The organism is Streptomyces sp. HD (genome assembly GCF_028369295.1).
GTDB lineage: Bacteria > Actinomycetota > Actinomycetes > Streptomycetales > Streptomycetaceae > Streptomyces.
In genome coordinates, this window is record NZ_JAQMYP010000011.1 from 145,826 (window position 1) to 158,742 (window position 12,917).

The following is a 12,917-nucleotide window of genomic DNA, read 5'->3' on the forward strand; positions in this document are numbered from 1 at the left end:
GGGGAGCCCTCAAGCCCTCCTGAGCAGCCGATTCGCCGCCCGCCCGAACACATACCGAGCCATACGCTCCACCACCGCGTCCAGCGGCGCCGGCACGAACCGCACCCGCAGCTCCTCCCGCCACACCACCCGCGCCCGCCCGCCCGGACCGGGCCGTACCTCGATCTCGGCCCAGCCCGTGATCACGCGGCCCCGCTTCTCCAGTCGGCACCTGCCGGGTGTGCCGTCCCCGGGTGGCTGCCACACCGTCACCTCCATCGGGTCGTCGAAGGAGAGCGGGCCCAGGCCGGAGCGGGCGGTGAAGCGGGTGCCCTCGTGGGTCGGCCCGGGGGTGGTGACATGGACGCGGGTCAGCGGGACGACCTCGGCGTGGCGGGGCCACTCCGTCAGACGGCGCCAGGCCTCGGCGAGGGGGAGTGGAACCGTGCGTTCGAGCAGGAAGTTCGCCACGGAACGATCTTACGGAACGGCCCGGTGGATCAGGGCTGGTCACCAGGGCCGGTCGGCAGCGCGGGTCATCGGCGCGGTCGGCGCGTCGGGCATGGCGTATACGGGGTGTGCCGACGGTCCGGACAGGGGTCGGACGACGGACGTACGCGGGGTGAACTCACCTCCGGGCGCGCCGCCCACGCCCTACGCTTCCGGCCAAGGGCGGGCAAACCGTCCGCCCAACGGGGGAGTTGGTCGTCATGCCACTGAAAACGTACGGCGTACTCGTCGGACGAGCCGTCGACACCCGGCGCGAGGGCGCCCACGACACACCGCACTACCAGATCCACCTCACCGACGATCAGGGCACGCACTACCGGGCCGCCGTCAACGTCCAGTCCCAGCAGAAGCCCGCCGAGCTGCTCTACTTCGTCAGCGAGGACTTCCGGCACCCGATCACGGACCGGCTGGCGGGACTGCAGAGCGGCTGGAACACCCTGCCGTCCGGGCCCGGCGGCCCGAACCTCGACTTCGTGCGCGGCAACCTCTTCGACCCGGCCCTGATGCGGAAGCTGCCCCCGGACCTCGAAGGGCCCGACAACGACCTCGCCGACCTCCTCGACCACTCGGTCCGCCGCGCGGTCGCCGACTCCGAGGCCCGCGTGTACCTCTTCGGCGAGCGCTGGGGTCCCGAACCGAAGGTCAAGGACAAGGTCTTCGGCTTCCTGCCCGGCAACGGCGTCCACGACATCCATATGAACCAGGGCAACAGCGGCCGCTTCCGCGACTCCGACGGTGTCTGGCAGGACGGCGGGATGCTGGTCCACTTCCCGGCGCAGTCCCGCTGGGTCGGCGTCTTCCTCGCCTTCCAGAGCCAGTCCTGGAAGACGGACGACGTCACCGGCCACCCCATCGACGACGTCGACGGTTCGCGCCCCGTGCCCGGCACTCGTCCCGTCCGGATCGTCGCCGCCCTCGTCAACCCGCGTGGTCCGGCCCCCGAGGCCGAGACGGTGACCCTCGTCAACGCCTCGCCCGACCCCGTCGACCTGACCGGCTGGCAGATCCAGGACCGGCTGGGCCAGCGCTCCGCTGTGACGCCCGGCCCGCTCACGGCCGGCGCCTGCCTCACCGTCCGCCTCAACGGCGGCGCCCAACTCGGCAACCATGGCGGCGAGATCAGCCTCCTCGACGCGAAACGGCTGAAGGTGGACGGCGTCTCGTACACCGCCGAGCAGGCCGGGCGCGAGGGCTGGTCCGTCGTCTTCTGACGGGACCGTACGACCTGGTACCCGGACCGGGGCGCGCCGTCTGTCGCACCCGTACCCCCGTACGGCACCATGAGCGCGACCCGCACCACCGTCGGGAGGGCGTCTCGTGGACCGTGAACGGCACGACGTACTCGACGAGTTGCAGCGCGATCCGTATCCGCACTACGACCGGGCCCGCCGGGCCGAGGGGCTGACCCGTGTCCCCGAGCTGGACGCCTGGCTGGTCGCCCGGGACGCCGACGTACGCGAAGTCCTTCGCCGTCCCGACGACTTCTCGTCGGCGAACAGCCTGCGGCCGGACGTCATGCCCTCGCCCGCCGCGCTCGCCGTCCTCGGCGGCGGATTCGGCGGGCGGCCGGTCGTCGTCACCACCGACGGCGACCGGCACCAGCGGCTGCGCGCGCCCATCGTCCGCGCACTGTCCCCGGCCCGGGTCGCCGCCGTCCTGCCATACGCCGCCGAGCGGGCCGCCGCCCTGGTGGACACGTTTGTCAAGGACGGCCGGGTGGAGCTGATGTCGGCCTACGCCCAGCGCCTGCCCGGCGATGTCGTCGGCAGGATCGTCGGCCTCGATCCGGTCGACGTGCCGGGCGTAGTGCACGGCGGACACCGCGCCGAGGAGCTGCTGTTCCGTCCCTTGGCGGAGGACGAGCAGATCGCCGCTGCCGAGGACGTGGTCGCGATGCAGCGCACCCTCGACCGGTACGTACGGGAGCGGCACGCCCATCCCCGCGAGGACCTGGCGACGGAGATCACGGCCCAGGTCACCGAGGGCTCCGAGGGCTCCGAGGGCGAACTCGCCCTGGAACACCGGCACGAGGCCGTCTCACACCTCCAGAACCTGCTCATCGCGGGCCACCTCACCACGACCGCCCTGATCGGCACGACCGTCCTGCACCTCCTGCGGCATCGCCGTCAGTGGGAGCTGCTGTGCGCCGAGCCCGGGAGGATCCCGGCGGCGGTCGAGGAGGCGGCCCGCTACGACACCGCCCTCCAGGGTTTCCGTCGGCTCACCACCTGCCCGGTCACCCTGGCCGGCACCGAACTCCCGGCCGGGGAGGCGGTGTTCGTGGCCTTCGGCGGGGCCAACCGTGACCCCGCCCGGCATCCGCGCCCCGACGAGTTCGACATCACCCGCACCCCGGAGCGCCACCTGGCCTTCGGGTTCGGTGCGCACGGCTGCCCCGGCGCGCAGCTGGCCCGCGAGCAACTCAGGCTCACACTGGAGGAGTTGACCCGCAGGCTGCCCGGTCTTCGGCTCGCGGTGGACCACCCGGTCAGCATGCGACCGACGATGATCCACCGCTCCCCGTACCGTCTGCACCTCACCTGGTGAGGTGCCTCACCGCCTCACTGGGCGTAGAACGTGGCGTCTGCCCTGTCCGCCGCCGTGCTCGGTGCCTGCACCTTCAGCAGGTAGTCGTAGTGCCGGATGTAGCGCCCGGCGTAGTTGTACGACTCGTACGACACCCCCGCCGAGTCGGACAGCCCGGCCCGCTTGTGGAAGCAGGCGCCGGACGCGAACGCCGCCGTGCCGTCGTTCTTCGCCACCCACACCTCGAAGTTCTTGTGCCGCAGGTGGTAGCCGGGCCGGCGCCCAGATGTGCGCGCCCATCACACCGCTGGAGTGCTTGGTCCAGATCGTCACCTCCTGGGCCGTGGACAGGCCCTGGATGGTGGTCGCGCGGCGCAGCACGATGCGGTCGTACTCGGGGACGGTAGCGGTGAAGTAGTAGTAGCCGTCGGAGTTCTCCAGTCAGGGCGGAGTGATCAGGTGGTGGGGACGAGGCGCCACTGCTGGCAGTTGTTGTTCAGCCAGGTCCACTGGCGTACGTCGGCGCCGTTCGCGGTGGAGCAGTCGGCGACGTCGGCGACCTTGCCGGTGGACTCGTTGACGATCCGGACGTGGTCGCCGCTCGCCGTGAACACGAGGCGGTAGCGCTGGCACTTGTTGTTCAGCCACGACCACTGCCGGATGTCGGCGCCGTCGGCGGTGGAGCACTCGGCGGTGTCCATCACCTTGCCGGTGGCGACGTTGACCAGGCGGTTGGTGTCGTCGCCGAGGTCCTCGACCTTCCACTTCTGGTTGGCCCCGCCGGTGCAGCTCCACTGGAAGATGTCGGTGCCGTCGGCCGTGTTGCCGCCGTTCACGTCCAGGCACTTGCCGCTGTTGCGGTTGACGAGGGTGTACGACGTCGGGGTCGCCGCCGTCTCGCCGGACGGGCCCGGGAGGGTGGTGCCGAGCTTGACCGGCGTGCCGAAGTCCGGGGTGCCGTCGGCGTTCCAGGAGAACTCCTGGGCGCGGGTGGTGCGGCCGTTGCCGCAACCGCCGTTCGACGCGGAGTTGGCGTGGTAGACGATCCAGTTCTCGGTGCCGTCGGGCGAGCTGAAGAAGCCGTTGTGGCCGGGGCCGTAGACGCTGCCCGCGTCATTGCGCTGGAAGACCGGGGTCTGCTTCTTGGTCCAGGACGCCGGGTTGAGCGGGTCGGAGCCGGTCAGCTCCAGCTGGCCGAGCTTGTAGTCGGAGGTCCCGCAGAAGCTCGCGGAGTACGTCAGGAAGGTGCGGCCGCCCCGGTACAGCGGCTCGGGGCCCTCGTTGACCGGGCTGCCGGACCGCTCCCAGGCCAGGGTCGGGCTGGAGATGATCGTGAAGGTGTTGCTGGCCAGCGTGTACGGGTTGCTCAGCGGGGCGATGACCAGGCTCTGCGTACTGCCGTTGATGAAGCCGCTGCCCACCAGGTACAGCTTGTTGTTCGCCTGCAGCACGCTCGCGTCGATCAGCCAGCCGCCCGGCGTGAGGTTGGAACCGGTGAGTGAACCCTTGTAGGTGTACGGCCCCATCGGGTCGGTGCCGGCGCTCTCCAGGACATGCGTGCGCTGCGAGTCGCAGCAGGCGACGCCGCTCTGGCCGGCCGAGTAGTACACGTACCAGTGGCCGTTGAACAGGTGCATCTCCGGCGCCCAGATGTTGGTGTTGCGGGTCGGCGTGGTGTCCGACCACACCTGCACGTTGGGCGCGGTGGCGAGGCCCGCGAGCGTCGGCGACTTGCGGATGCCGAGGATGCCGGTGAACGTCGTGGTGATCAGGTAGTAGTTGCCGTCGTGGTACTGGAGCCAGGGGTCGGCGCCCTTGAACGACTTCAGCGGGTTCGTGTACGGGCGGCCGTCTGCCGCGGACGCCGGCTGCGTGGTCGCCACCAGGGCGAGAAGGGCAGCGAGGACGCAGAGGATCAGTGATCCACGGCGTTGCCTGAGCGGCCGGTGAGACATCCGGGGCATACGAGACCGTCCCTGTCCGTTATTTCGAACGGAGTTCGTGATTCCGATCGTGATTGAGACAGAAGATAAAAGTGGGCCATGTCCCCGTCAACGGTTTCGTCATACGTGCTTTACAAACCCGCTTGCGGACGCACGCCCGGCGCGGCTGCGTGATGGTGCGCTCGCCGTTCAGGTGATGAACCGACCGATGGGCTGCCGAAGCCCCAACTTCCCCCGTATTCAAGGCACATGGACAATCACCGCGCGTCTGTCGGCTCAACTCCCGTATCCCGGCGGCAGTTCACCGCAGCTTCCGCCACGACGGCCGCCCTGGCCGCGTTGGCCCCCACGTCAGCGGCCGCCGCGCCCGCCGCGGCCCCGCACCGCCCGCGGTCCACCGCCGACTGGGACACCTGCCTCGACGTCGCCCGCGCCCTTCTGCTGGTCGACGACCACGACCAGCCGCTCGCACCGGCATACCGGCAGATCCTCGACTCAGGGCTCCCGCGCGCGAAGACGAAGACCGCCAAGAAGGTCCTCGTCATCGGTGCCGGGCCCGCCGGCCTGGTCGCGGCCTGGCTGCTGAAGCGGGCCGGGCACCACGTCACCCTCGTCGAGGCCAACGGCAACCGCGTCGGCGGCCGGATCAAGACCTTCCGCACCGGCGGTCACGAGCACGCCGCGCAGGCGTTCGCCGACCCGGCCCAGTACGCGGAGGCCGGCGCCATGCGCATCCCCGGCAGCCATCCGCTGGTGATGAGCCTGATCGGCCAACTCGGCGTCGAGCACCGCCCGTTCCACCTCGTCGACGTCGACGGCGAGGGCAAGCCCGTCAACAACGCCTGGCTGCACGTCAACGGCGTTCGCGTACGCCGCTCCGAGTACGCCAGGGCGCCCCGCAGGATCAACCGCTCCTTCGGCGTCCCCCGCGAGTACTGGGACACCCCCCGGCCTCATGGGCTGATGCCGTGCGGCAGGGGCTGTTCCGTCCAGATCACCTTGCCGACGGTCGTGTAGCGCGTGCCCCACCGCTCGGCGAACTGGGCCACCAGGAACAGCCCTCGGCCGCCCTCGTCCGTCGTGGCCGCGCTGCGCAGGTGCGGGGCGGTGCTGCTGCCGTCGGAGACCTCGCAGATCAGGGCGCGGTCGCGGATCAGACGGACGTGGATGGGGCCGGTGGCGTGGCGGAGGGCGTTGGTGACCAGCTCGCTGAGGATCAGCTCGGTCGTGAACGCCTCGTCCGCCAGGCCCCAGTCGTCCAGGGTCCGGGCGGCCACCGCGCGGACCCGGGCCACGGCCGAGGGATCGGCCGGCACGTCCCAGGCCGCCGTGCGGTCGGTGGGCAGCCGTCGCGTCCGGGCGACCACGAGGGCCACGTCGTCACGCGGCCGCTCGGGCAGCAGCGCCCCCAGCACCGCCTTGCAGGTCTCCTCCGGCGTCCGGCCCTGCGTCGGCGGGGCCGCGGCGAGCGCCCCGCGCAGCAGCTCCAGCCCTTCGTCGATGTCCCGTCCCTGGTCCTCGACCAGCCCGTCCGTGTACAGCACCAGGCCGGAGCCCTCCGACAGGCGCAGCTCCGTCGCCTCGAACGGCAGGCTGCCGCCCAGGCCCAACGGCGGGCCGCCGGGGACGGCGGGGAACTCGACGTCGCCGTCCGGGTGGACGAGGGCCGGTTCGAGATGGCCGGCGCGGGAAAGGGTGCACAGCCCGGAGGACGGGTCGTACACCGCGTACAGACAGGTCGCCCCGGTGACCGGCGCGGCCTCGCCGTCGCCCTCGTCCTGGTCGATGCGGACCACCAGCTCGTCCAGATGGCCGAGGAGTTCGTCGGGCGGGATGTCCAGGGTGGAGAAGTTGTGGACCGCCGTGCGCAGGCGTCCCATGGTGGCCGCCGCGTGCAGCCCGTGTCCCACGACGTCCCCCACCACCAGCGCCACCCGCGCGCCCGGCAGCGGGATGACGTCGAACCAGTCCCCGCCGACCCCGCCCTGCGCCGCGTGCGCGGGCATATAGCGGTAGGCGACGTCCAGGGCGCTCTGGCCCGGCAGGGCCCTTGGCAGCAGGCTGCGCTGGAGCGTGATCGACAGAGTGTGCTCGCGGGTGTAGCGGCGGGCGTTGTCGATGCTGACGGCGGCCCGCGCCACCAGCTCCTCGGCGAGCGAGACGTCCTCCCGCTCGAAGGGCTCGGGCCGGTCGCCGCGCCAGAAGGTGGCCATGCCCATGATGACGCCGCGGGCGCGCAGCGGGACCGTGAGCATCGTGTGGATGCCGAAGTCGACGATCCTGCGGGCGTTGTCGGGATTCTGCACCTGCCAGCCGGAGAAGGTCGACATGTCCGTCTCCAGCACCGTCTCGCCGGTGCCGAAGCCGAAGGCCTGCGGGCTGTCCGGGGCGAAGTGGATCAGCTTGCCGATCGGGTACAGCGGGCTGCGCTCCCGTACGCCCCGGAGGGCGACCCGGCGCATGTCGGTACGGCCCTCCTTCGGCTCCTCGCCGCGCAGCACCGGATCCGCCAGATCGACGGAGACGAAGTCGGCGAACCGCGGCACCGCGAACTCGGCCAGCTCCTGCGAGGTGCGGGTGACGTCGAGCGTGGTGCCGATCTCAAGGCCCGCGTCGTACAGCAGCTTCAGCCGCTCCTGCGCCACGTCCGCCCGGCCGGTCATGGTGCGCAGCTCGGTGGTGTCCCGCAGCGTCGCCACGCTGCCGGGCGGCCCGCCCTCGCGGTCGGTCGAGCGCTGGCTCACGGCCAGCAACCTGCCCTGCGCCAGGTGCACCTCGTCGGTGGCGTCCCGCCCGGAGGAGAACAGCTGGGCGAGGTCGCGCCCGATGCCCAGATCGCGGCAGCGCCGCCCCTGTGCGTCCGGGCCCAGCCCGAGCAGCCGCCGCGCCTCGTCGTTGGCCAGGGCCAGACACCGCTGGTCGTCCAGGATCAGTACACCTTCGCGTACGGAGTGCAGGACGGCGTCGTGATGCTCGTACATCCGCGTCATCTCTTCGGGCCCCAGCCCGTGCGTCTGCCGCAGCAACCGCCGGCTGACCAGCGCGGTCCCGCCGGTGGCGAGGGCGAGCGCGGCCGCCGCCGAGCCGAGCAGCATCGGCAACTGGTTGTCCACGGTGCTGCCCACGCTGGCCAGCGTCACCCCGGCGGCCACCAGACCGACGACCTTGCCGTCGTCCTTCACGGGGACCACGGCCCGCACGGACGGCCCCAGGGTTCCGGTGTACGTCTCCCGTACCACCCCGCCCGCCGCGGCCGGCGCGATGGTGCCGACGAAGTGCTTGCCGATCTGCTTCGGGTTGGGGTGTGTGTAGCGGATCCCGTCCGTGCTCATCACGACGACGAAGTCCACGTCGGTCGCCTCGCGCGCCGCCTCGGCACGCGGCTGCAGCACCGACGACGGATCGGGGCCGGCCAGCGCATCGACGACGCCCGGCGAGTGCGCGAAGGCCTCGGCCACCGCGAGGGAGCGGTTGCGGGCCTCCCGCTCGGTGTCGTTGCGGACCTGCAGTACCAGGGCCACCACCGCGGCGACGACGAGGAGCACGACGATCGCCGCCTGCAGCACGAAGACCTGCCGGGCGACGGTACGCGCGCTCAACAGGGAGCGCAGGCGGCCGAGGAATCCGGCCATGCTCTATTTCTAACACCGTTCGGTGGGGCCGGCACGGGGCGCTCCGCGGGTGGAGCCGGGAGGTTGTGCCGGGTTCGGGGCGTCTTTTGTGTGCGGCTGCGTTGTGGCTGGTCGCGCCGTTCCCCGCGCCCCTTGGTACGTCTATGGCGAGCACGATTCGATGCACCCGGCATCGGACGTGGCACGCCTGACCGGCGTTTCGGGGGCCGTCGGCTTCTGGAGGAGCAGCAGGGCCGCGTCGTCGTGGAGTCGGCCGCCGACGTGGGTCAGGAGTTCGTCGTGCAGGGCGGTGACAGTGTCGGCCGGTTCGCCGCAGGTGTGGCGGGCCAGGCCCTCGGCGAGGGGGTAGAACTCCCGGTCGTGGTTGCGGGCCTCGGTGACGCCGTCGGTGTACAGCAGCAGCTGGTCGCCGTCGGCGAAGGGCAGCACCTGCAGTGCGGGCGTCTCGCCCGAGAGGGTGCGCAGACCGAGCGGCGGGGCCGGACGGTCCGGCTCGACCGGTACGACGACGGAGTCGCGCACCAGCAGCGGCGGCGCGTGGCCGCAGTTGACCACCTCCAGCTGGCCTTCCCGGGGGTACCCGGCGACCACGGCGGTGACGAAGTCGTCGCTGCCCAGGTTGCGCGCCAGGCTCCGCTCGATACGGGCGACGACATCAAGGAGGTCGGGCTCGTCGTAGGCGGCCTCCCGGAACACGCCGAGCACCAGGGCGGCGGTCCCCACGGCCGGCAGCCCCTTGCCGCGCACGTCGCCGACGATCAGCCGGACCCCGTACGGCGTGGACACCAGGGCGTAGAGGTCGCCGCCGATCCGGGCCTCCGCCGCGGCGGCGCTGTAGCGGACGGCCACCCGGAACGGGCCGACCGTCGCCGGGATGGGCTGCAGCAGCGCGTGCTGGGCGGCCTCGGCGACGGACCGGACGGCCGCCAGCACCCGCTCGCGGCGCCCGCGCAGGGTGCTGGTGAGGGCGCACGCCAGGGTGACCACCAGCAGGGCGGACATCGCGACCGCCAGCTGGCTGCCCGGGGCGCCGCCGCGGATACCGAGGGTCACGCTCATGGCGGCGGCGAACAGCCCCACGCACAGGACGGAGCGCGGCCCGCAGGTGGTGGCGGCGAGCGCGGGTCCGGTGGCGAGCAGCGGTACCCAGGTCATCCCCGTGCCGCCGACGACATCGACGAGTACGAGGGCGGAGACGATCAGGATGGGCAGAATGGGCACGGCGGCGATCAGCCGCCTCGGCCAGTGGTCATCACCGTGGTGGGGGGCCATGCTCATGTCTTGTCCGCTGTCCTCACCTTGTGCGGGGCCATACGCCCGTGAAATGTCCGGTTTATTCAGGAAAGCGTTTCGCCCCCGGACGGGACAAGGACAGCGTTTTCAGATAGTGAGCGAGAGGCCGCGGGTCACACGGTCGGCGGCGGGGATCAGCCGTGCCCTGATCTCCTCCAGACGGGAGCGCCGGCCGGCCCGCAGCGAAACGCCCAGCGAGCCGAGGGTGGAGCCGGCGTAGACGGGCACCGCCACGCACACCGTGCCCAGCGAGTACTCCTCCATGTCCGTCACCGCCGGCGCCAGGGGTGAGGATTCGAGGCGCCGCAGCAGCTCGGGGGTGTCGGTGATCGTCCTGGGCGTGAGGTCGGAGAGCGTGTGCCGGGACAGGTACTCCTTGCGCGCGTCCTCGTCCAGCTCACGCAGCACCGACTTGCCCAGCGCCGTGGCGTGCCCCGCGTCCTCGAACCCCACCCACAGGTCGACCCGGGGAGCGCGCGGGCCGTCGACGATCTCCGCGACTCGGATCTCCCCCTCCTCGTAGAAGGTGAGGTAGGCGGCGCTCGACAGCTCGTCCCGCAGCGCGGCGAGCGTGGGGCGGATCCGGCTGAGCAGCGCCTGGGTCCGGCCCGCCGTGTGCAGGGTCTGGAGCCGCTCGCCCAGGATGAACCCGCCGTCGGCGAGCTTGCGCACATAGCCGTCGTGGACCAGCGTGCGCAGCAGGTGGTACGCCGTGGCCAGCGGCAGATCCGTCTCCCGGGCCAGCTGCTTCGCCGGGGCACCGTTCTCGTGTGCGCTCACTGCCTCCAGCAGACGAAAGGCCCGCTGCACAGAGTTGATCAGCGTAGGGCCGCTGTCAGCACCCATAGGAACAGGGTGCGCCGGGCGTACCGAAGGAGCAACTAAAGAACCCGTGCCACGAGCAGCGCCACGTCGTCGTGGTCGTCGGGATGGCGCAGGCCGTACAGCAGCAGGTCGCAGGTCTCCTCCAGCGGGCGGCGGGGTTCGTCGAGGAAGCCGAGGAGAACGTTCAGCCGGTCGTCGATGGAGTGGTGGCGGGTCTCGACCAGGCCGTCGGTGTACAGGACCAGCAGATCGCCGGGGCCCAGCTCGACCGTGGTCGTCTCGAACGGGATGCCGCCGACACCGAGGGGGGCTCCGGAGGGCAGTTCGAGGAGTTCGGCCGGGCGGCCGGGACGGACCAGCGCGGGCGGCATGTGTCCGGCGTTGGCGATGTGGCACCGCCCGCTGCCGGGGTCGTACACGGCGTACAGGCAGGTGACGATGTAGTGCTCCAGATCGCAGGTGATCTTGTCCAGGTGCTGGAGCACGGCGCCGGGTTCGAGGTCGAGGTCCGCGTATGCGCAGGTGGCGGTGCGCAGCCGGCCCATGGTGGCGGCGGCGTCGATGCCGTTGCCCATGACGTCGCCGACGACCAGGGCGGTCTTGTCCTCGGTCAGCGGCAGGACGTCGTACCAGTCGCCGCCGACCTCGCTGGTGGCCTGCGCGGGCTGGTAGCGGGAGGCCAGTTCCAGACCGGTGTGGTGCGGCGGGTGGTCGGGCAGCAGGCTGCGCTGGAGGGTGAGGGCGGTGTTGCGCACGCTCTGGAACCAGCGGGCGTTGTCGATGGCCACGGCGGCCCGGCTGGCCAGCTCGCTCGCCAGGACCACGTCGTCCTCGTCGAACGGCACCGGATTACGGGTCCGCTTGAGGTCGAGGGCGCCCAGCACCTCGCCGTGCGCGATCAACGGCACCGCCAGATACGAGTGCACACCGGCCCGGGCCAGCAGGGAGGTGGCCTCCGCGTCCCGGGCGATGCGCGGCAGATCGTGCTCGCCGACATGGCGCACCAGCACCGGCCGGGCCGTGTGGACGCACAGGGTGACCAGCCGGTCGCCCTCGTAGGAGGCGAGGTCACCGGGCGGGTCCGCGGCGCGCAGGGCCACGCTGGGGTAGGCCGCCTTCAGGGCGAGGGCGCGGAAGAGTTCGGGGCCGTTGTCGGGTTGGCGCATACGGCGGCAGGCCAGGGCGGAGTCCAGGACGTCCACGGCGACCACGTCGGCCAGCTCCGGGGCGGCGATGTCGGCCAGTTCGCGGGCGGTCTGCTCCACCTCCAGCGTGGTGCCGACCCGGGTGGAGGCATCGGCGACGAGGGCGAGACGCCGCCGGGCCCGGTCGGCCTCGGCCGCCGCGCGGTGCCGCTCGGTGACGTCGACGAACGAGATGGCCGCACCCAGGGTCCGGCCGCCGGGATCCTCCAGCCGGTAGAAGGACAGCGACCAGGCGTGCTCGTGCTCGGGATCGGCAGGCGGGCGGCCCACGTGGTACTGGTCGAGCAGCGGGGTGCCGGTGGTGAGCACCTGACGCAGACAGGACTCGATGGTGTCGATGTCGGGCAGCGGCAGCGTCTCCCGCAGCCGGCGGCCGATGTGGTCCTCGGCCGGGGTGGCGTCGATGCGCTCCAGCGCCGGGTTGACCAGCAGATAGTGCAGGTCGGGGTCGAGCAGGGCGATACCGATCGGGGACTGGTTGATCAGCCGCTCGCACAGCGCCAGATCGGTCTCGACGCGCTGGAGCAGGGAGTGGTCGGCGGCGATGCCGAGCGCGTACACGTCCCCGAGATCGTCCAGCAGCCGCATGTTGCGGAACTCCGTCAGCCGGGTGCTGCCGTCCTTGTGCCGCACCGGGAAGGCGCCGGCCCAGCTCCGGCCGGTCTCCAGGACCTCCGCGAACAGCTTCGCCACGGCCGGCAGATGCTCGGGCTGGATGAACAGCCGCGCCGCGTACGTGCCGAGCGCCTCCTCGGACGTATAGCCGAAGAGATCCTCTGCCTGCGGGGTCCAGAACACGATGCGCCCGGCGGCGTCGACGACGACCGCGGCCACGCTCAGCATGTCCAGCAGGCCGGTCGGGCGGGGCGGCTCGGCGCCGTACCCGCCGCCGTCGGACTGGAAGGATTCGGATTCGGCTGTCATCCCAGCTCCTCCGCCACCGGCCCGGCCTCCCGCGCACCGGCCGACCGGACCCACCGGCCTCGGCCACGACCGGGTACCAC

Annotated in this window: 9 protein-coding genes and 1 pseudogene; 3 read left to right on the plus strand and 7 right to left on the minus strand. The window is 71.7% G+C overall.

Annotated features, from left to right (window positions below; translation table 11 throughout):
• Nucleotides 1-9 precede the first annotated feature (9 nt).
• Nucleotides 10-450: an SRPBCC family protein gene (locus tag POF73_RS13665; protein WP_272114973.1), complete on the minus strand. Its 441-nt coding sequence runs from the start codon at nucleotides 448-450 to the stop codon at nucleotides 10-12.
• A gap of 239 nt (nucleotides 451-689) precedes the next feature.
• On the opposite strand from POF73_RS13665, the gene POF73_RS13670 reads away from it, so the two are divergent.
• Nucleotides 690-1,700: a DUF2278 family protein gene (locus POF73_RS13670; protein WP_272114974.1), complete on the plus strand. Its 1,011-nt coding sequence runs from the start codon at nucleotides 690-692 to the stop codon at nucleotides 1,698-1,700.
• Between the two features lie 106 nt (nucleotides 1,701-1,806).
• The gene (locus POF73_RS13675; protein ID WP_272114975.1) at nucleotides 1,807-3,036 is read left to right on the plus strand and encodes a cytochrome P450; all 1,230 of its coding nucleotides are present in this window, start codon (nucleotides 1,807-1,809) and stop codon (nucleotides 3,034-3,036) included.
• A 14-nt stretch (nucleotides 3,037-3,050) separates the two neighbouring features.
• Here POF73_RS13675 and POF73_RS13680 read toward each other — a convergent pair whose 3' ends face one another.
• Nucleotides 3,051-3,251 (minus strand): AbfB domain-containing protein, encoded by a 201-nt coding sequence (locus POF73_RS13680; RefSeq protein ID WP_443049511.1) that lies wholly within the window; start codon nucleotides 3,249-3,251, stop codon nucleotides 3,051-3,053.
• 219 nt (nucleotides 3,252-3,470) lie between these two features.
• Nucleotides 3,471-4,979 carry a family 43 glycosylhydrolase gene (locus tag POF73_RS13685; protein ID WP_272114976.1) on the minus strand — a complete coding sequence of 503 codons (1,509 nt, stop codon included), beginning with the start codon at nucleotides 4,977-4,979 and terminating at the stop codon, nucleotides 3,471-3,473.
• 228 nt (nucleotides 4,980-5,207) lie between these two features.
• Here POF73_RS13685 and POF73_RS13690 point away from each other — a divergent pair.
• A pseudogene (locus tag POF73_RS13690) lies at nucleotides 5,208-5,906 on the plus strand (FAD-dependent oxidoreductase); the annotation flags it as partial.
• Between the two features lie 5 nt (nucleotides 5,907-5,911).
• On the opposite strand, the gene POF73_RS13695 reads toward POF73_RS13690, so the two are convergent.
• The 4 genes from POF73_RS13695 to POF73_RS13710 all read right to left on the minus strand — a co-directional run bounded on the left by POF73_RS13695 (nucleotide 5,912) and on the right by POF73_RS13710 (nucleotide 12,837).
• Nucleotides 5,912-8,590 (minus strand): SpoIIE family protein phosphatase, encoded by a 2,679-nt coding sequence (locus tag POF73_RS13695; protein ID WP_272114977.1) that lies wholly within the window; start codon nucleotides 8,588-8,590, stop codon nucleotides 5,912-5,914.
• Nucleotides 8,591-8,731: 141 nt separating this feature from the next.
• Entirely contained in the window at nucleotides 8,732-9,868 is a 1,137-nt protein-coding gene (locus POF73_RS13700) for a PP2C family protein-serine/threonine phosphatase (protein WP_272114978.1), read from the minus strand.
• Between the two features lie 102 nt (nucleotides 9,869-9,970).
• Nucleotides 9,971-10,729: an IclR family transcriptional regulator gene (locus POF73_RS13705; RefSeq protein ID WP_272114980.1), complete on the minus strand. Its 759-nt coding sequence runs from the start codon at nucleotides 10,727-10,729 to the stop codon at nucleotides 9,971-9,973.
• Between the two features lie 35 nt (nucleotides 10,730-10,764).
• Entirely contained in the window at nucleotides 10,765-12,837 is a 2,073-nt protein-coding gene (locus POF73_RS13710; RefSeq protein WP_272114981.1) for a SpoIIE family protein phosphatase, read from the minus strand.
• Between the last annotated feature and the right edge of the window lie 80 nt (nucleotides 12,838-12,917).

Bases quoted from the DNA above. Each gene is read 5' to 3' on its own strand.
- POF73_RS13685 (WP_272114976.1), bottom strand. From the start codon at position 4,979: ATGCCCCGGATGTCTCACCGGCCGCTCAGGCAACGCCGTGGATCACTG.
- POF73_RS13705 (WP_272114980.1), bottom strand. From the start codon at position 10,729: ATGGGTGCTGACAGCGGCCCTACGCTGATCAACTCTGTGCAGCGGGCC.
- POF73_RS13695 (WP_272114977.1), bottom strand. From the start codon at position 8,590: ATGGCCGGATTCCTCGGCCGCCTGCGCTCCCTGTTGAGCGCGCGTACC.
- POF73_RS13670 (WP_272114974.1), top strand. From the start codon at position 690: ATGCCACTGAAAACGTACGGCGTACTCGTCGGACGAGCCGTCGACACC.
- POF73_RS13700 (WP_272114978.1), bottom strand. From the start codon at position 9,868: ATGAGCATGGCCCCCCACCACGGTGATGACCACTGGCCGAGGCGGCTG.
- POF73_RS13710 (WP_272114981.1), bottom strand. From the start codon at position 12,837: ATGACAGCCGAATCCGAATCCTTCCAGTCCGACGGCGGCGGGTACGGC.